General features: G+C 58.7%; 8 protein-coding genes. All 8 read left to right on the forward strand.

The window, feature by feature from the left end:
• Nucleotides 1–13 precede the first annotated feature (13 nt).
• Complete coding sequence (locus GTP44_RS23480) at nt 14–7624, forward strand: non-ribosomal peptide synthetase (protein WP_161021313.1); 7611 nt, start codon at nt 14–16, stop codon at nt 7622–7624.
• Nucleotides 7617–15734 (forward strand): non-ribosomal peptide synthetase, encoded by an 8118-nt coding sequence (locus GTP44_RS23485; protein ID WP_161021314.1) that lies wholly within the window; start codon nt 7617–7619, stop codon nt 15732–15734. The genes GTP44_RS23480 and GTP44_RS23485 overlap by 8 nt, the downstream gene beginning before the upstream one ends.
• A gap of 31 nt (nt 15735–15765) precedes the next feature.
• Entirely contained in the window at nt 15766–16914 is a 1149-nt protein-coding gene (locus tag GTP44_RS23490; protein ID WP_161021315.1) for an alpha-hydroxy acid oxidase, read from the forward strand.
• 19 nt (nt 16915–16933) lie between these two features.
• Nucleotides 16934–18328, forward strand: a complete 1395-nt coding sequence (locus GTP44_RS23495; protein ID WP_161021316.1) for a hypothetical protein — start codon at nt 16934–16936, stop codon at nt 18326–18328.
• Nucleotides 18325–19044 carry a 4'-phosphopantetheinyl transferase family protein gene (locus GTP44_RS23500; protein ID WP_161021317.1) on the forward strand — a complete coding sequence of 240 codons (720 nt, stop codon included), beginning with the start codon at nt 18325–18327 and terminating at the stop codon, nt 19042–19044. The genes GTP44_RS23495 and GTP44_RS23500 overlap by 4 nt, the downstream gene beginning before the upstream one ends.
• A 512-nt stretch (nt 19045–19556) precedes the next feature.
• Complete coding sequence (locus GTP44_RS23505; RefSeq protein WP_161021318.1) at nt 19557–19799, forward strand: transposase; 243 nt, start codon at nt 19557–19559, stop codon at nt 19797–19799.
• Nucleotides 19800–19937: 138 nt separating this feature from the next.
• Nucleotides 19938–20081, forward strand: a complete 144-nt coding sequence (tnpB, locus tag GTP44_RS28285) for an IS66 family insertion sequence element accessory protein TnpB (protein ID WP_202424201.1) — start codon at nt 19938–19940, stop codon at nt 20079–20081.
• Nucleotides 20082–20190: 109 nt separating this feature from the next.
• Nucleotides 20191–20664 carry a hypothetical protein gene (locus GTP44_RS23515; RefSeq protein WP_161021319.1) on the forward strand — a complete coding sequence of 158 codons (474 nt, stop codon included), beginning with the start codon at nt 20191–20193 and terminating at the stop codon, nt 20662–20664.
• Nucleotides 20665–20740: the final 76 nt, after the last annotated feature.

The following is a 20740-nucleotide window of genomic DNA, read 5'->3' on the forward strand; positions in this document are numbered from 1 at the left end:
GGATAGGATTTGTATGCACAACGTAAATGGATTGAGCGACCAGCAAGATCAGCACGCAGCACTGCAGGAAGAACTGCTTTCCCTGCTTATGAGCGAAACCGCAGATAGCGCTTACACTGGAAGCGCCGCCCCGATCGGCCGTGCTGAGCGCACGGAGGCATTGCCCTTGTCATGGGCACAGCAGCGACTCTGGTTCCTCGACCAATTCGACCCGGCAGGAGCATTGGCTTACCACATGCCTGCGGCATTCCGCTTGCGTGGACGGCTGAACCTGCCGGCCTTGCAGGCAGCGCTGGATAGGGTCGTGATGCGACATGAGAGCTTGCGCACCTGCTTTGCGCTGCATAAGGGCGAGCCGGTGCAGGTAATTGGCGCGGCTGACTATGGCTTCGCGCTGGAGGTGAACGATCTGAGCCAAGTACCAGCTGCTGAACAGGCGTCGGCCATCAAGCACTGCAGTCGCGAATCGGCCCGCCGGCCATTTGATCTGGCCCGCGGCCCGCTGATCCGGGGCGAATTGCTGATGCTTTCCGATCAGGAGTGGGTACTGCTGATCAATCAGCACCATATCATTTCAGACGGCTGGTCTACTGGCATTCTCGCGCGTGAGATTGGCGCGATATATACGGCGATGGCGCAGGGCCTGCCTGATCCTCTGCCACTGCCGCCATTACAATACGCGGACTACGCCGTATGGCAACGCCACAGTCTGCAGGGGCCGGTGATGGAAGGGCACATTCAATATTGGAAGCAGCAGTTGGCCGGTTTGCCGCCGTTGCTGACCTTGCCGACTGACCGTCCGCGCCCTGCGATCCAGACCAGCAATGGCGCGGCTCGCGCCTTCACCATCAATGAAACCGCTACCGCTGGGTTACAGGCATTAGCGCGCGGTAACCAAGCCACGTTGTTCATGGTGCTGTACGCGGCACTCAACGTGCTGCTGGCCCGCCATGCGGGGCAGACCGATTTATGCATCGGTACGCCCGTGGCTAATCGCAGCCGGGTCGAATTGGAAGGCGTGATGGGTTTCTTTGTCAATGTCTTGCCGCTGCGTGCACGCATCGACTGGGACAGCACCTTTGTTCAACTGATTGAGCAAGCGCGCCACACCGCGCTCGCGGCGTATGAACATCAAGATCTGCCCATTGATCAGCTTGTCGACGCGCTCAAGCCTCAGCGCGAGACTAGCTATCCACCACTGTTCCAGGTCTTGTTGCTGCTCCAGAATATGCCAGCAACAGAAATCACTGCTGCCGATCTGCGCTTTGAGTCGCTGAATGTGGACAGCATTGGTGCTAAGCTGGACTTGACTATGTATGCCACCGAACAGGGCGGCCGTCTGAAATGCCTGTTCGAATACAACACCGATCTGTTTGATGCCGCTACGATTGCGCGTATGGTGGAGCACTTTGTCCGCTTGATCGATGAGGTCGTGGCTAATCCATCACGTCCGTTGTGCCGGCTGCCGCTGATGGGGGAAGAGGAGCGCGAGCAGTTGTTGTTCGCGTTCAATCAGACGCAGCAGGCATATCCGGTGGAGAAAATGCTGCATCAGCTGTTCGAGGAACAGGTGGTGCGCCAGCCTGACGCGGTGGCGCTGGTGGCGGGCGATGTGGTGCTGAGCTACGGTGAACTGAACGCGCGCGCCAATCAGGTAGCGCATCGATTGCTGGCACTGGGCGTGCAGGCCGATGCGCGGGTGGCGATCTGCGCCGAACGCAGCGTGGAGATGGTGGTGGGGTTGCTGGGCATCCTGAAGGCCGGCGGTGCGTATGTGCCGCTTGATCCGGCCTATCCGGCCGAACGCCTGGCCTATATGCTGGAAGACAGCGCGCCGGTGGCGCTGCTGCAGCACGGCTGGCAGGCGCCGGCCGGGCTGGCCATGCCGGTACTGGCGCTGGGCGATGCGGCGATCTGGTCGGGCTATGGCGAGGATAATCCGGCATTGCCGGGCCAGAGTGCTTCGCAACTGGCTTATGTGATCTATACCTCTGGTTCGACCGGTCAGCCCAAAGGGGTGATGAACCAGCATGACGGCGTCGTCAATCGACTGCTGTGGGCGCAGGACGAGTACCGTTTGACAGCGGCAGACCGTGTGCTGCAGAAGACCCCGTTCAGCTTTGACGTCTCGGTGTGGGAATTCTTCCTGCCCCTGTGTGCCGGCGCCCAACTGCATATGGCGGCGCCGGGTATTCACAAGGAGCCAGCGCGTTTGTCGTCAGCTATTCAGCAGGCTGGCATTACGATCATTCACTTCGTACCCTCGATGCTCCAAAGTTTCCTGGAGCATGAGGCTGCCGCTGCATGTGTCACGCTGCGCGATGTGTTCTGTAGTGGAGAAGCGTTGTCCGTCGCGTTGCAACAGCGCTGCATGTCGCTGCTGCCGCAAGCTGGATTGCACAATCTTTACGGCCCTACGGAAGCGGCCATTGACGTCAGCTATTGGCGCTGCCAGCAGGATACATCAGGCAGTCTGGTGCCGATTGGCGCACCGGTGGCCAATACCCAGCTGTATATCCTGGATGCGCATCAGCAGCCGGTACCGGTAGGTGTTACGGGTGAGCTGTATATCGGCGGCATCCAGGTAGCGCGAGGCTACTTGAACCGTCCTGAGCTGACGGCGCAGCGCTTCATTGCCGACCCGTTCGGTGCCGCTGGCGGTCGCCTGTATCGCACTGGCGACCTGGCGCGCTGGCGGCCGGAGGGCGTGATCGAGTATCTGGGGCGCAACGACTTCCAGGTCAAGGTGCGCGGCTTCCGGATCGAGCTGGGCGAGATCGAGGCGCGCCTGGCGGCATGCGATGGGGTGCGCGAGGCTGTGGTGATCGCGCGCGAGGACGTGGCAGGCGACAAGCGGCTGGTGGCCTATCTGCTGGCGCAGCCCGGTGCGGTGCTGGCGGCGGCGGCATTGCGTGAACAGTTGTCGCAGCACTTGGCGGAGTACATGGTGCCGTCGGCGTTCGTGGTGCTGGAAGCCTATCCGCTGACGCCAAACGGCAAGCTGGATCGCAAGGCGCTGCCGGCGCCGGATCAGGCGGCCGTGGCGACGCGGGCCTATGCAGCGCCGCAGGGCGAGATTGAGACGGCGGTAGCGCGGATCTGGCAGGAGCTGCTGGGGCTGGAGCAGGTGGGCCGCCACGACCATTTCTTCGAACTGGGCGGCCACTCGTTATTGGCGGTGCAGATGATGTCGCGTCTGCGCCAGATGCTGCGGGTGGAGGTGCCGCTGCGTCAGCTGTTCAGCCAGCCGGTACTGGCGGCCTTCAGCCAAGCGCTGGCGTCGGCAGCAGTGGCCGCCGACACGGTGATTGTCCCGGCCGACCGTACTGCGCCACTGCCGCTGTCGTGGGCGCAGCAGCGCCTGTGGTTCCTGGATCAGCTTGACCACGCAGCCGGTGCGGCGTACCACATTCCAGCCGCGCTGCGTCTGCGTGGGCGGCTGGACAAGGCGGCGCTGCAGGCGACGCTGGATCGCATCGTGGCGCGCCACGAGAGCCTGCGTACCTGCTTTGTGGCACAGGATGGCGAACCGGTGCAGGTGATCGCGCCGGCCGATTGCGGTTTTGTGCTGACCGGGCATGACCTGAGCGACCTGCGCGGGCATGAACAGGAGGCGGCGGTGGCGCGCTGGAGCCAGGACGAGGCGGTACGGCCGTTCGATCTGGCGCAGGGGCCGCTGATCCGCGGCCAGCTGCTGACGCTGTCGGAACAGGAATGGGTGCTGCTGGTGACCCAGCACCACATCATTTCGGACGGCTGGTCGATCGGCAACCTGGTGCGCGAAGTGCGTGCGCTATACACGGCATATGTGCAGGGCGAGGCCGATCCGCTGGCGCCTTTGGCGATCCAGTATGCGGACTATGCGGCCTGGCAGCGCGGCTGGCTGCAGGGCGAAGTGCTGGAGCGCCAGCTCGGCTACTGGAAGCAGCACCTGGGAGGGGCGCCTGCGCTGCTGGAGTTGCCGACCGACCGGCCGCGTCCGGCACAGCAAAGCTATGCGGGCGATCGGGTGCATTTCACGCTGCCGGCGGCGCTGACGTCGGGGCTGCGCGAGCTGAGCCGCGCGCATGGGGCGACGCTGTTCATGACCCTGCAGGCGGCGTGGGCGGTGTTGCTGAGCCGCCTGAGCGGGCAGGACGATATTGTGGTGGGCACGCCGGTGGCGAACCGGCAGCGGGCGGAGGTGGAGGGTCTGATCGGTTTCTTCGTCAACACGCTGGCGCTGCGGGTGAAGCTGGATGACGATCCTGACGTGAACGCGCTGCTGGCGCGGGTGAAGGCCGATATGCTGGAGGCGTATGCGCACCAGGACTTGCCGTTTGAGCAGGTGGTGGAGGCACTGCAGCCGGTGCGCAGCATGAGCCACAATGCCCTGGTTCAAGTGATGCTCACATATGAGACCGAAGTCATCGGCGGTGCCTTGGATTTGCCGGATATGGTGTTAAGCCCAATTGCGAAGGCCCAAAACACAGCGCAATTTGATCTGGAAATGTATATCACCGATGCTGGCCACGCTCTCGATGGCAGCGTTGTTTACGCGACTGATCTATTCGATAAGGACACCATCGTGCGGATGGTGTCTCAACTGCAAAATGTGCTGGCGGCGATGGTGGCCGATCCGATGCAGCAGGTGAGCCGCCTGCCGCTGATGGGTGAGCAGGAGCGGCAGCAGTTGCTGTTGGCGTTCAATGCGACGCAGCGTGCCTATCCGTCGCAGCGCCTGATTCACCAGCTGTTTGAGGAGCAGGCGGCGCGCCAGCCGGATGCGGTGGCGCTGGTGGCGGGCGATGTGGTGCTGAGCTACGGTGAACTGAACGCGCGCGCTAACCAGGTAGCGCATCGATTGCTGGCACTGGGCGTGCAGGCCGATGCGCGGGTGGCGATCTGCGCCGAACGCAGCGTGGAGATGGTGGTGGGGTTGCTGGGCATCCTGAAGGCCGGCGGTGCGTATGTGCCGCTTGATCCGGCCTATCCGGCCGAACGCCTGGCCTATATGCTGGAAGACAGCGCGCCGGTGGCGCTGCTGCAGCACGGCTGGCAGGCGCCGGCCGGGCTGGCCATGCCGGTACTGGCGCTGGGCGATGCGGCGATCTGGTCGGGCTTTGGCGAGGACAATCCGGTATTGCCGGGCCAGAGTGCTGCGCAACTGGCTTATGTGATCTATACGTCCGGCTCGACCGGCCAGCCCAAGGGCGTGATGGTCGAGCACCGAAACGTGCTGCGGCTGGTGATCAACAATCCCTATGTCGAGATTGCTACGGACGACCGCGTGGTGCATTGCGCGAATCCGAGTTTTGACGCCGCAACCTGGGAAATCTGGGCCAGCCTGCTTAATGGCGCGCGCCTGCTGATTATCGACCAGCCTACGCTGCTTGACGTTGCAGCCTTCGAGAAGGTGCTGGAGCAACAAGGTGCGAACGTACTGCATTTGACGGTGGGATTGTTCAACCAATACGTGGATGCGCTGGCCAAGGTGTTCCCGAGATTGAAATACCTGATGTTCGGTGGCGACCAGTCAGACATCCGCAATGTGGCCAGGGTGCTGCACAACAGCGCGCCGCAAAAGCTGGTGCATTGTTATGGGCCGACAGAAACCACTACTTTTGCCTCCACTTACCTGGTGGAGCAAGTCCAGAAGGGGGCGAGCCAGCTGCCGATCGGACGTCCAATCGGCAATACCCAGGTGTATATCCTCGACCGGCATTTGCAACCTGTGCCGATAGGCGTGGTGGGCGAGATGTATATCGGCGGGGCCGGGGTGGCGCGCGGTTATCTGAACCGCGCGGAGCTGACGGCGGAGCGCTTCATTGCCGATCCATTCGGCGCCGCCGGTGGTCGCCTGTACCGCACGGGTGATCTTGGGCGTTGGCTGCCTGACGGCGTGATCGAATATCTGGGCCGCAACGACTTCCAGGTCAAAATCCGTGGTTTCCGGGTCGAGCTTGGCGAGATCGAGGCGCGCCTGGCGGCATGCGATGGGGTGCGCGAGGCTGTGGTGATCGCGCGCGAGGATGAGCCGGGCGACAAACGGTTGGTGGCTTATTTGTTGACTGATAACGGCGCCGGCGCTGTCGGAAAAAGCGCTACCGGGATTGAGCTCTGGCCATCGATTGGCGAGTATTTTGTGTACGATGAATTGATTTACTACGGCTTGACCAACGATACGCTGCGTAACCAGAAATACCGCAAAGCCCTCAGCAAAATCATTCAGGATCGCGTGGTGGTCGATATTGGCACCGGCCGCGATGCTGTGCTATCGCGCATGTGCGTGGAACTGGGGGCACGCCACGTCTATGCAATTGAGATCTTTGAGGCTACCTACCTAGCGGCGAGCAAGCTGGTGAAAGAGCTTGGCCTTGAACACCGAATCACGGTCATACATGGGGATGCCAAAAGCGTGACTCTGCCGGAGCCAGCAGATATTTGCGTGTCCGAAATTGTAGAGGCCATTGGTGGCGCGGAAGGGGCTGCACCCATCATCAACGGTGCCTGGAGCCTGATGAAGCCGCAGGGAGTCATGGTGCCGCAACGTAGCCGAACCATGATTGCCGCGGTATCGCTGCCAGCGGAAATTGCTGAACGGCCTGCGTTCACGCCTGTGTCCGAGCACTATGTGAAGAAGATCTTCGAACAAGTGGGTAATTCTTTTGACGTTCGGCTATGTGTGAAAAATTTCCCCCGTGATCATATCGTATCGAGTACAAGTGTCTATGAAGACTTGAATTTCGCCGGCGTGGTGGAGGAGGAATTCAACCACGAATTGTCGCTTACGGTAGAAAAGGACGGGCGTTTCGACGGCTTCCTCTTGTGGATGGTATTACATCTGGATCAGGACGAGGTGATTGATATTTTGGATCATACCTACGCATGGTTTCCCACCTATCTGCCGGTGTTCGATCCCGGTGTTGCTGTTCAGGCAGGGGATCAGCTGCAGCTGCGCTGCTGGTCGCGCATCTCGGACAACGGCGTCAATCCGGACTATTTCGTCAAAGGAACCTTGGTGCGTGATGGTTTGGTGCTGCAACAGTTTGAGCATGCCTCCTTACACCACACCAAGGAGACCCGTCACGGCCCCTTCTACCGACGCTTGTTCGGCGAAGAGAACAAGACTGTGGTGGATCAGAGCGGACAGTGGCGCGCGCAGCTCTCAGCCAGCCTGCCGGAGTATATGTTGCCGACTGCATTCGTGACGCTAGACTCCTTCCCGCTGACGCCGAATGGCAAGCTGGATCGCAAGGCTTTGCCGATCCCGCAGCGCTCCGTGCAGCCCACTGCAGACTACGAGGCGCCTTTAGGCGAGGCTGAACAGGCGATCGCAGCACTGTGGCAAGAGATGCTGAAGGATGACAGGCTACCTGGCCGTCGCGAGGACTTCTTTACGCTGGGTGGAAATTCTCTGCTGGCGGTACAGCTGGTAGGTCGCCTGAAACGGCAATTCTCTGTGGAGGTCACTATCAGGGACTTGTTTGAGCATTCAAGGCTGGCGGATCTGTCGGATCTCATCATTTCGCGACAACTAGCACTGTACACGAATGATGCCGGCCACGACCTGGACACTGCACTTGATGGGCTGTCTGAGGCCCAATTGTTGGAGATTTTAGCCAAAGGATCTGTAAGTGAATAATACCAATCAAGACTTGGAGCGTTTGAAACGTGCAATCAAACTGCAGCGCCTGCAGCAGCGCAATGCGCAACCTGATAGCGCAGTGGATAAGGCTGCTATCCAGCCGGTTTCGCGCGAGGGACAGCTACCGCTGACCTGGGCCCAGCGTAGCTTGTGGTTTCTGGATCAGCTAGATCAGGCTGCCGGCGCCGCCTATCATATGCCGGTCGCATTGCGCCTGCGGGGGCAATTGAATTATGCGGCCTTGCGGGCTACGCTGGATCGTCTCATCAGCCGTCATGAAAGCCTGCGTACGCGCTTTGCGTTAGTCGACGGTGAGCCGGTGCAAGAGATCGTACCGGCCGATGCCGGGTTTGTTCTGGAGGAGCATGACCTGAGCGCTATGCATGAAGCGCAACAGAGCGCCGCAGTGGTGCGCTTGAGCCAGGATGAGGCAAGTCGGCCATTCGACTTGGCACAAGGCCCCTTGATTCGTGGACAACTGCTGACTTTGTCTAGTCAGGAGTGGGTGCTGCTGATCACGCAGCATCATATTATTTCAGACGCTTGGTCCAGCGGCATTTTTGTGCGCGAAGTACGCGAGTTGTACACGGCTTTTGCGCAAGGTAAAGACGATCCGTTACCACCATTGGCGATTCAGTACGCGGATTATGCGGCTTGGCAGCGTAGCTGGCTTCAAGGTGAGGTACTGGAGCGCCAGATCGCGTTTTGGAAAAAACATCTGGGTGGCGCGCCGGCATTGCTGGAGCTGCCGACCGACCGTCCACGTCCGCCTCAGCAAAGTTATGCCGGCAGTCGTATCCATTTCACTTTGCCTGCTGAGTTATCGTCGGGGATTCGGGAGCTTGGCCGCGTTCATGGGGCAACATTATTCATGACGCTGCAAGCAGCGTTTGCTGTGCTCATGAGCCGCCTGAGTGGCCAGGACGATGTGGTTCTGGGCACGTCGATGTCGAACCGAAACATGGAGGAAATCGAATCACTGATCGGTTTCTTCGTCAATATGCGGGCTTTACGCGTTAAGCTCGACGATGATCCAAGTATCGACGCCTTGCTGGAGCGGGTCAAGGGGGTAACGCTGGAAGCCTATGCGCACCAAGACCTGCCATTTGAACAGGTGGTGGAGGCACTGCAGCCGACGCGCAGCATGAGCTACAGCCCGGTGTTCCAAGTGATGCTCACCATGCAGAATACGCCCGGCGGCGGTGAGCTGGCGTTGCCGGGTTTATCCCTGTCGGTGCTGGAACAAGAGGCTAGCACCACTCACTTTGACTTATCGCTGACGTTGCGTGACTTACCGTCCGGCATAGAAGGTACTTTTGAATACGCGACTGACCTGTTCGATCGAACTACGATAGAGCGTATTGCACAGCACTGGCAAACGCTCATGGCTGCAATGGTGGCCGATCCAGGAAAATCGGTTAGTCGCTTGCCCATGCTGACCCCGGCTGATTACCGCTTGCTGACCAAGGATCTGAATGCGACACAGCGCGCTTACCCGTCGGAAAGCCTTTTACATCAGCTGTTTGAGGCTCAGGCGGCGCTGCAGCCAAATGTCGCTGCAGTTGTCGCTCGCGGACGTCAACTGAGTTACAGCGAGCTTAATGCGCGCGCTAACGTACTTGCACACCGGCTGCGCACGCTTGGCGTGCAGCCGGATGACCGCGTGGCGATATGTGCGGGACGTTCGCTGGAAATGATAGTTGGCATACTGGGTATTCTCAAGGCCGGTGGCGCCTACGTGCCGCTGGATCCAGATAGCCCGGCCGAGCGCCTTGCGCATATGATGGCCGATTGCAGACCGCGCGCCCTGCTGATCGAAGGAAGCAATGCGGCGGCCCTTGTTGCCGACACTATACCGGTAATCAATCTGCAGGATGTCGATTTGTCCAGCTGTGTAGATGAACAGATGCAGAACCTTGCTGTCGCCGATCTGACAGCGCAGCATCTGGCATATGTGATCTATACCTCCGGCTCGACTGGGCTACCCAAGGGGGTGATGGTCGAGCACGGTTCAGCAATCAACTTTTGGGATGTACTCAGTCAGGGCATTTATTTGCATTGCCAGGCACCGCTCCGGGTTGCGATGAATGCATCCTATTTCTTTGATATGTCGCTGAAAGCGCTGCTGCAGCTGCTATCTGGGCACACCGTGGTATTAGTGCCGGCAGAGGCACGTGCCAGCGGTGCCGAGATGCTGCAGTTTATTCAACATGAAAATATCCAGGCCTTGGACTGTACGCCGTCCCAGTTGGAACTGTTGTTGCAGGCCGGTTTGATGAATGGTGCCGGTAAGCTGCAGCGTGTGCTGATCGGTGGTGAGGCGCTCAGCGCCGCAACGTGGGATCTGCTGAGTAGCACGAAATCGGCTATCCAGTTTTACAACATGTATGGCCCTACCGAGTGCACCGTGGACGCTACGATAGGCCTGATCAATGGCGCTGGAACGAGCAGAAACATCGGTCAGCCGGTGGCCAATACTCAGATCTATATTTTGGATGCGCATCTGCAGCCGGTGCCGTTGGGGGTGACGGGGGAGCTCTACATCGGTGGCGTTCAGGTAGCGCGCGGCTACCTGAACCGCCCCGAGTTAACGGCGCAGCGCTTCGTTGCCGACCCGTTCGGTGCCGCTGGCGGTCGCCTGTATCGCACCGGCGACCTGGCGCGCTGGCGGCCGGAGGGCGTGATCGAGTATCTGGGGCGCAACGACTTCCAGGTCAAGGTGCGCGGCTTCCGGATCGAGCTGGGCGAGATCGAGGCGCGCCTGGCGGCATGCGATGGGGTGCGCGAGGCTGTGGTGATCGCGCGCGAGGACGTGGCAGGCGACAAGCGGCTGGTGGCCTATCTGCTGGCGCAACCCGGTGCGGTGCTGGCGGCGGCGGCATTGCGTGAACAGTTGTCGCAGCACTTGGCGGAGTACATGGTGCCGTCGGCGTTCGTGGTGCTGGAAGCCTATCCGCTGACGCCAAACGGCAAGCTGGATCGCAAGGCGCTGCCGGCGCCGGATCAGGCGGCCGTGGCGACGCGGGCCTATGCAGCGCCGCAGGGCGAGATTGAGACGGCGGTAGCGCAGATCTGGCAGGAACTGCTGGGGCTGGAGCAGGTGGGCCGCCACGACCACTTCTTCGAATTGGGCGGCCATTCACTGATGACGGTGCAGCTTGTTTCTCGCTTGCGCGCACTTTTCAGGGTTGATTTGGAATTGCGGGAAGTATTTGAGCATCCTACCTTGATTGCGCTAAGTCGTGTGCTTTCAAGTGCTGAGCACTCGACGATGACTGCATTGATGGCAGTGGACAGGGGCGATCCGCTGCCGTTGTCGTGGGCGCAGCGCAGTCTGTGGTTCCTTGACCAGTTTGATAAGGCAGCCGGCGCTGCCTACCGCATGCCGGTCTCGTTGCGGTTGAAGGGACGGCTGGATCTTGCAGCACTGCAGGCAACACTGGATCGTATCATGGCGCGTCACGAGAGCCTGCGCACCTGCTTTGTAGTCCAAGATGGCGAGCCGGTGCAGGTAATCGCACCAGCCAATTGCGGCTTTGCGCTGACACAGCACGACATGAGTGGTTTGCATGATTCTGAGCAGGAAGTCGCGATGGCGCGCTGGAATGATGAGGAGGCAGCACGACCGTTTGACTTGGCGTGCGGCCCACTCATCCGAGGTAGCTTGCTTAAGATAGCCGAAGATGAATTTATACTGTCTATCAACTATCACCACATCATTTCGGATGGTTGGTCTACAGGCATCCTGGTGCGCGAAGTACGAACACTTTATAGCGCTTTTGTTCAGGGCCTACCTGATCCGCTGGCGCCTTTGGCGATCCAGTATGCGGACTATGCGGCCTGGCAGCGCGGCTGGCTGCAGGGCGAAGTGCTGGAACGCCAGCTCGGCTACTGGAAGCAGCATCTGGGAGGGGCGCCAGCGCTGCTGGAGTTGCCGACCGACCGGCCGCGTCCGGCACAGCAAAGCTATGCGGGCGATCGGGTGCATTTCACGCTGCCGGCGGTGCTGACGTCGGGGCTGCGCGAGCTGAGCCGCGCGCATGGGGCGACGCTGTTCATGACCCTGCAGGCAGCATTTGTTGTGCTGATGGGGCGCTTAAGCGGACAGAGCGACATTGTTCTGGGAACCTCGATGGCAAACCGTCGCCGTGCGGAAGTGGAGAACCTGATCGGTTTCTTCGTCAATATGCGCGCGCTGCGGGTGAAGCTGGATGACGATCCTGACGTGAACGCGCTGCTGGCGCGGGTGAAGGCCGATACGCTGGAGGCGTATGCGCACCAGGACTTGCCGTTTGAGCAGGTGGTGGAGGCACTGCAGCCGGTGCGCAGCATGAGCTACAGCCCGCTGTTCCAGGTGATGTTGACGATGCAAAATACACCAGACGGCGGGCCGCTGGTTCTGCCGCAGCTAACACTGTCGCCGGTAGAGCAAAAGGGTAGCAGTACGCACTTTGATTTGTCGCTGACCTTGTTTGATCATCCGGATCAGATCGAAGGAGTGTTTGACTATGCGACCGTCCTGTTTGACGCATCGACGATTGAACGGATGGCGGCGCAATGGCGCCTGCTGTTGACGGCGATGGTAGCCGATCCGGCGCAGCGGGTAAGCCGTTTGCCGGTCATCGACGAGCAGGGGTTGCAGCAGTTGCTGCTGGAGTTCAACGCGACAGAGCGGGCGTATCCGGTTGAACAGAAGGTGCACCAGCTGTTCGAAGAACATGCCGCACGTCAGCCCGGCGCGGTAGCGCTTGTCGTTGGCGATGTGAAGCTAAGCTATGGCGAGCTCAATGCGCGTGCCAACCAGGTAGCGCACCGCCTGCTGGCGCTCGGTGTGGGGACGGATGCGCGGGTGGCAATCTGCGCCGAACGCAGCGTGGAGATGGTGGTGGGGTTGCTGGGCATCCTGAAGGCCGGCGGTGCGTATGTGCCGCTCGATCCGGCCTATCCAGTCGAGCGCCTGGCCTATATGCTGGAAGACAGCGCGCCGGTGGCGCTGCTGCAGTACGGCTGGCAGGCGCCGGCCGGGCTGGCCATGCCGGTACTGGCGCTGGGTGATGCCTCAACTTGGTCTGGCTACAGTGCGGATAATCCGGCCGTGCCGGTATTGTCGTCGCAACTGGCCTATGTGATCTATACCTCCGGTTCCACTGGCAAGCCGAAGGGTGTCATGATCGAACACGCGGGCTTGAGCAATTACCTGCAATGGGCGCTGGCAGACTACTGTCAGCTGCAGGGACACTCGTCTATCGTGTCGTCGCCGATCGCCTTTGATGCGACGATCACCAGCCTGTATCTGCCGCTGGTGAGTGGCAACGCGGTGACGCTGCTGCGCGACGGCGACGAGGTATCGGGACTGGAAGCGCTGTTGCGCACGCAGCAGCACTGGGGACTGGTGAAAATTACCCCTGCGCATCTGGCGATGCTGGGTCAAAGCTTGCGTGACCATGGTGCGCCCTGTGATGTAGGCTTGTTTGTGGTGGGCGGGGAAGCTTTGCCGATGTCGACCGTGGCGCTCTGGCGTGAGATCTGCCCGCAAGCGCGTATCGTCAATGAATATGGACCGACCGAAACGGTGGTCGGTTGCATCACTCATGATGCGCCGCCGGTGGCTAATGACGAGCGGGATGTTCCGATCGGCCGCCCGATTGGCAATACACAAATCTATATTCTCGATGCACACATGCAGCCGGTGCCGGTCGGCGTAACGGGGGAAATCTACATTGGTGGCGCCGGGGTGGCGCGCGGCTACCTGAACCGTCCTGAGCTGACGGCGCAGCGCTTCATTGCCGACCCGTTCGGTGCCGCTGGCGGTCGCCTGTATCGCACCGGCGACCTGGCGCGCTGGCGGCCGGAGGGCGTGATCGAGTATCTGGGGCGCAACGACTTCCAGGTCAAGGTGCGCGGCTTCCGGATCGAGCTGGGCGAGATCGAGGCGCGCCTGGCGGCATGCGATGGGGTGCGCGAGGCCGTGGTGATCGCGCGCGAGGACGTGGCAGGCGACAAGCGGCTGGTGGCCTATTTGCTGGCGCAGCCCGGTGCGGTGCTGGCGGCGGCAGCATTGCGTGAACAGTTGTTGCAGCACTTGGCGGAGTACATGGTGCCGTCGGCGTTCGTGGTGCTGGAAGCCTATCCGCTGACGCCAAACGGCAAGCTGGATCGCAAGGCGCTGCCGGTGCCGGATCAGGCGGCCGTGGCGACGCGGGCCTATGCAGCGCCGCAGGGCGAGATTGAGACGGCGGTAGCGCGGATCTGGCAGGAGCTGCTGGGGCTGGAGCAGGTGGGCCGCCACGACCATTTCTTCGAACTGGGCGGCCACTCGTTATTGGCGGTGCAGATGATGTCGCGCCTGCGCCAGATGCTGCGGATAAATGCGGCTTTGCGTGAATTGTTTATCCACCCTGTTTTAGTTGACTTCGTCAAAGCGATCAGCGTGCGTGGGGACGATCATCAAGGGAATGTCGCCGCGATCAGAACGACTGGAAGCCAGGCACCGCTGTTCTTTGTTCACCCGGCGGGAGGGCAGGTTGATGCCGCCAGGAGACTCGCCGCCGTGCTTGATGCGGAGATCCCGGTCTACGGCTTGGTGGCCACGGGCCTGGAAGCAGGGGAGCTGCCATTAAGCTCTGTGGAAGATATGGCAGCGCGATATCTCGGGGAAATCCGCAAGGTTCAACCGCAAGGCCCTTATCGACTAGCAGGATGGTCGGCGGGTGGCATGATCGCCTACGAGATCGCGAACCAACTTGTCAGCCTCGATGAAACAGTGGAGTATCTGGGGCTGATTGATACACCAAATAACGGTGGCTCTGGCTTGGTGCAGCCAAAGGCTGAGCCGGGAGTGGATGATACCGTGGTTCTTTTGCTGTGGTTGCTCAGAGAGTGGCCCGAGCTTGAAGTGTTGCGCCCGTTGGCCGCAGTTGGAAACGCAAGCCAGTTCCTGCGGGAATGCCAGATAAAAGAACTGTTTGTGGCGGACATTGATACGGCAACTTTCCTGCGCCATTTACGGGTATGGCAATCAACCTCGCAAGCGGTTCAGCAATATGTACCTGCACCGCTGTCCGCGCCCTTGACGCTGTTCATTGCCAAGGAAGTAGTACGTACAGATGAGACGCTCGGTTGGGGCGAATTGATGGGGGCACGCTTGCGTCGCATCCCGGCCAATGGCAATCACCTCTCCATAATGGATTCGCCTCACATTGCCGAATTGGGGCGTGCAATGAGCGAACAGCTAAACGCCGGGGGAGACCCGACCCCTCCGCCGGAACGCGCCTACAGCCCACGTGTCATCATACAGAAAGGCACAGTGGGGAAATCCCCCGTGTTCTGTATCCCTGGGGCGGGGGCTAGCGTTACATCGTTCTGTGCGCTGGCTGAGGCGCTAGGGAACGCAATACCCGTGATTGGACTTCAACCGCGTGGGCTATGCGGGATTCTGGCACCCTACGGCGATGTGGAAACGGCTGCGGACGCCAATCTCAGGGCAATGTGGGAGCAGCAACCCGAAGGACCTTATCACCTCGTCGGTCATTCCTTCGGCGGTTGGGTGGCGCTGGAGATGGCACGGCGGCTTCTCGCTGAAGGCGCAGAGGTGTCGACGTTAATGCTAATCGACTCGACGCCTCCCCCCGATAACGGCCTGAGTGACAGACGCTTCACCAGAGTACAGGGGCTGCTACGATTAACTGAGTTGTTTGAGTTAAGTGTGGGTAAGCCTTTAGGAGTGGCCGAGGGCGATTTTACGGGGCTATCTGGCGATGCCCAGATCGCGCTACTGTTGTCCAAAACGATTGCCTCAGGCTTAGTGCCGCCCAAGACTACGTTACAAACTTTGAAGGGAGTCTTCCGGGCATTCATGGCGGCATTGAATACGCGATATGAGCCGGCGTCTGCGTATTCCGGCGCGCTGCAGTTAGTGCTGGCAGAAAGTCCACGTCACAGCTGTTTGCCGGAGGGCGCCATCTCGGCGTTTGCGCGATGGCGGCGTTACGCCCCCCGTGCCGCGATGCTTGAATCCGCCGGAAATCATGTCACGGTATTGCATTCTCGCAATGTTGCCGAGCTGGCCGATTGGATACATGCCACTCTCCTGGAGCCGTCAAAGTGATTGCAATCGAAAAATTCAGGGGGGATGAAGCATGAGTGCACTTTCGCATATCAGCTGTGTGGAAGACTTGCGTCGGATGGCGCGGGGAAGGGTTCCTCGCATGTTCTACGATTATGTAGATGCGGGATCATGGTCAGAGTCGACGTATCGGGATAATGAGTTAGCCTTAGCACGCTTAAAATTTCAGGCGCGTGTCGCCGTGGACGTGCAGCAGCGTTCAACGCGTTCATCTATGCTTGGCCAGGAGGTAACAATGCCGGTGGCTCTGGCGCCAGTGGGTTTGGCGGGCATGATATGGGCAGATGGGGAGATGCTCGCTGCGCGCGCTGCCAAGCGATTTGGCGTGCCGTTTTCGCTCTCTACGATGAGCATCTGCTCCCTTGAAGATGTCGCGGCGCATATTCGTCATCCTTTCTGGTTTCAGTTGTATATGATGCGCGACAGGGAGTTTGTTGCTAGGTTGATTGAGCGGGCACGCGCAGCAGAATGTTCCGCCCTGATACTCACTTTGGATCTAGCGGTGCCAGCGCGCCGCCACAAGGACATTCGCAATGGACTAACTGTCCCGCTAAGCCCTACTGTGAGGAATCTGGTGCATCTTGCCTCTCGGCCGCGCTGGTGCATGGACATGCTGCGGACGCCGCGAAGAACCTTCGGGAACATTATTGGACACGCGAATGACGTGAACGATCTGAAGTCCTTTTGGAAGTGGTCTGCCGGACAATTCGATCAGACCGTCTCCTGGGCCGATGTCGAATGGGTCAAGCGGCTATGGGGAGGCAAGCTGATTGTGAAAGGAATTATGAACGCGGAAGATGCGGTTCTTGCGGTACGCAGCGGTGCTGACGCAGTTGTGGTTTCGAATCACGGGGGGCGCCAACTTGACGGGGCTGCGGCGAGCATCGAGGTGCTGCCGGAGGTAGTTCAAGCAGTGGGACAAAGCGTGGAAGTACATTTGGACAGCGGTGTACGCAGCGGACAGGATGTGTTGCGCGCATGTGCACTGGGCGCGAAGGGTGTCTATGTTGGCCGCCCTATCTTGTATGGCCTGGGCGCCTCGGGTGAGCAGGGCGTGTCACGCACACTGGAGCTGTTGCAAGATGAACTAGACCTGACGATGGCATTGTGCGGTTTGCGTGGGGTAGAAGAAGCCGGGATGCATATTTTGCGTGGGCGCTGAGCGTATTATTGAGGACGTTATGAACCAGATAGATAAATTCAAGAATAACCGTTTTTATTCAGCGCAGTTTGCGCAGCTGATGCAACAGTTGGAGGAGCGCCCAGCAACATTCGGAAACGCTGGCAGCAACGGGTATGAGGATCTATATCAGGTCGCCTCATGGCCCTTTATCATTAGCCGAGAAAGAGTCGCGCATTTTGATCGCTTCATTGGACGCTTGCATGATATCTACTGGAAAGCGATTCAGATTTTCTTCGCAGGCGATGCCGAAAAATTCTCCCAATACCTGAATGTTCCTGCTTTGGCATATACGATCCTGCAAGAGTATGGCTGTGACCGCAGCCAAATATTGGGGCGGCACGATATTTTGTTTTGCAACGGACAGTTGAAACTCATCGAGGTGAACTCCGGTTCGTCGATTGGCGGTTGGCAGACGGGAGTGTTCGAAGCAGAATTGCGATCTTTGTTGGCTTCGGTTGATCTAGCTGCAACCGGTGAAATTCGGCACCGTAACGCAATGGAGTCGATGTTTTCTAGCTTGCTTGACGCGATTTCGCAGCAGCAAGCGGCGCAAGCAGAAGCGAATATTTTATTGTTTGGGATCGAGGACGATGTATGGCAGGCTGAAATATCCAGTCGGTTTGCTTTAGTGGCCCAAGACAGGAGCCGTCGGGGAGTAAGGCCAGGCAAACTATTGTTTGCATCCGACTGGTCGCAAATTCGCTTCTCGCACAGTGGAAAAGTTTGTGTCGGAAGCGAGGCTGTTGACGCGATTCTTCTGGTTCATGCCGAAAATAATGTGATTCCGCCCGTCATACAGATGAAGCTGACGTCCGCGCATTTGGCAAATAAACTTGTCATGCCGGATAGCGGCCGTAGCACGCTGTGGGGAAATAAATTACTGATGGCGCTGGTACACGAACCGGAAGTCCTTTCCCAGCTGGACGCTGAGGAGAGGGCATGGGTTCGGGAATATATCCCCTTCACTGTTCCACTTTGCGAGCGGGCATTAGCTTGGCGCGGAACATGGTGGGAGCTGAGTGAGATGCTGAAGAGGCGAAAGGATGACTTTGTTATCAAGAAGGCGCATTCGCTGCAGGGGCGTGATGTTTTTATCGGCAAATTTCTTGACAGTGAAACTTGGACAGCCATCATTGATGACCATCTTGGCGTGAGCGATTGGCTGGCTCAGGAATATTGCGTGCCGGATATGGTCTGGGGGCCGGGCACGGCAGGCAATCTTATCGAGTACTCTTTGATCTGGGGCGTGTTTGATACTGGCGGGCGCTACGGCGGTTCTTACGTCAGGGGAGTTCCAGCTGGACATGGGAATGGCGTCATCAACGCGGCAACTGGAGCCGCGCGCTTTACCGTGTTTGAAGACGCTGTCCGTAAGAGCAGGATTAGCTTATGAATGCTGTCCTCGCGCCAGTGGTACCTGGGCTACGAGGCCACGAAGTGTTGACATGGCACATAGGCGGTTTAAGTCCGACTTTGCAACTGATTAAATTCGACACTCAGCAGTTTTGTTTGGACGCGTTTGCTGAGCAGAACGTCGCGTTGCCGACAGATGTTCTGCGCAGTGTGCATAAACGGCAGGCGGAGTACTTCTTTGGCAGGTATGCTGCGCGTCTAGCACTTCGGAAAGGTGGTCTTTCGGAGTTGGAGGCAGGAATCGGTGCGCGGGGCTCTCCGGCTTGGCCGGCCGGAGTCGTGGGAAGCATTACTCACAATAGCGATTGTGCTGTGGCTACGGTGCTGCCCTCATCGGAGTGCAACGGTATTGGAATTGATATAGAGCATTTACCCAGCCTTGAAGTGCAGGAGGCGTTAGCTCAGTCAGTTCTGGATGCACATGAGTTCTCTCTTTTGCTTGCGCACGAAATGTTGTTGCCTCGCGCTGTGTTATTCGGGATTATCTTTTCTGCCAAAGAGAGTTTCTACAAAGCAGTTTCCGCACGAGTGGGACGTTTTTTTGGCTTTGAGGCAATTCGCCTGATTGAAATCGGGGATGTCTTTGTCCGTTTCGTAGTGGTTGAGCCGTTGTGCGCTCATTGGCGACCGGGCGTTACTGGCACCGTGTATTTTCGTCGTCTTGGACAGGATGTTCTAACAGCATTTGCTTGGTAGTTTAGAGTGGGTTGCCGGGTACGTCGCGCGTGACCGGGACGGGCAGTTGTTGGCCGGCGTTCCAGCAGAGTTTCAAGAAGATTTATTCCTTGCCAGATGTGGCATGAGATATCCAATCCGATTGATATCCCCAGTCCATTACAAGCAGCGCCTTTCAGGCGCCACCAGCAGCGGCCAGATGCGAGCGAGACGTGTCAGCGAGCTGTACACCATTGCAGTTTGTGCAGGGATGTGCCGAACGATTGTAAGAGGGCCGCATGCCGAGTAGCGTAGGGATCTGTACGAGCGGATGGCATTTGGGATGTTTGATTTGCTCCCGAGGCTTGATTTTGTAGTTCATGCGCACAACGGCAAAGGGAGAGAGGAGACGCGTTCAATCGTGCAACCTAGCGGCATTTAGTGGACGCAATTACCACCTGCGCGGTGCTGCTCATGGCCCAGTATGGCGACCAAGCTGCAGCGTGGTCACGCTAAGAGTCGTGTGATTTCTTTCGTTCCAGTAGTATCGCTCAATGGTCTTGGAATCCAGTGCTTCCGTTGCTCGCATCGCCCGCGAACACGGCGTCAACGTCAACCAAGTATTCAGTTGGCGCAGACTGTATCAGCAAGACCCCCTCGGCGCGCCAGCGTTGATGCGTGACGATGGTCTGTTGCCGGTGGAGCTGGCTCAGACCGCGACTGCAACAGACAACGCCGGTGCGGACGCCGAAGGCACCATTGTGATTGAGGGGGGGGCAGATTCGCGTCCGTATTGAAGACCAGCCCAACGCAGCAACGCGAGCGCAAGTGCTGGAGCAGGTATTTGCGATGATCGGCCTTGCCACAGGAACGAGGGTGTGGCTCGCTGGCGGCGCCACAGAGATGCGCTCTGGCTTTAATGACTTGCTGCAAAGGTGCAGACGGCGCTGGAGGAAGATCCGTTCAGCGGCCAGGTGTTTGTGTTCCGTGGTCGCGTGAAGACCCACGCTAAATTACCCTGGTGGACTGGCGATGGCCGTAGCGATTCAGATCAAGCGGGTTGCAGTTACAAAGTGTGATTATTTGAGCGTCTAGCTCAATTTCACTTAATTGGTTCTTGGAAATTATTTTATTTGCCGCCATCGGCAACCGCTTAGAAAGGAAATCACTTGCAGCGTCCACATTTTTGTGGAGAAGACTGTTGAGTATGCTTTTGTGCTAGAGGCCGTACATAAACGTACTCTTGCCTTTGTAGCCCCATTGGCCGGCTTAGAGGAACACGCTGCTGGCGACGCAATTTTTGGTGAGGACGATCTTCTGTTTTTGGTTGAGTTCAAAGTAGATCGCTCATCTCTAAAATCCGAAGAGGAGTTGTTCTACGACTATGAGGGGGCGCGGGAGAAAATGCAGAACCGCGATGACCATCATTTCTTTGTGTACGCTGGTCATACCCCGCAGTGTGGGCAACCGATGCCAGCACTTGTTGCGCAAACTTATTTCTCAGGTCAGCCTTTACCTTCCGCGATGGGCTGTTTTGATGGAGGCCTACATCCAGAAATTTTTAAGGAATACATACAAGACCTTTTTGATCTGAAACACCCGGATGGCAGAAGAGCTATAGTCGAATCTGGTGTACGGGCTGAAATCTGCAGGCGGGGATGAGGCGGTGGAGATTTTGTTGGAAAATTTGATTGTCGAGATCAAAACCAACCAACAGAGGAAACTCCACCATGACGAA

It is taken from the genome of Duganella lactea, from assembly GCF_009857505.1.
Classification (GTDB): domain Bacteria; phylum Pseudomonadota; class Gammaproteobacteria; order Burkholderiales; family Burkholderiaceae_D; genus Rugamonas; species Rugamonas lactea.

Coding starts and splice junctions, on each gene's coding strand:
- GTP44_RS23480 (WP_161021313.1), top strand. CDS start 14: ATGCACAACGTAAATGGATTGAGCGACCAGCAAGATCAGCACGCAGCA.
- GTP44_RS23490 (WP_161021315.1), top strand. CDS start 15,766: ATGAGTGCACTTTCGCATATCAGCTGTGTGGAAGACTTGCGTCGGATG.
- GTP44_RS23495 (WP_161021316.1), top strand. CDS start 16,934: ATGAACCAGATAGATAAATTCAAGAATAACCGTTTTTATTCAGCGCAG.
- GTP44_RS23500 (WP_161021317.1), top strand. CDS start 18,325: ATGAATGCTGTCCTCGCGCCAGTGGTACCTGGGCTACGAGGCCACGAA.
- GTP44_RS23505 (WP_161021318.1), top strand. CDS start 19,557: ATGGTCTTGGAATCCAGTGCTTCCGTTGCTCGCATCGCCCGCGAACAC.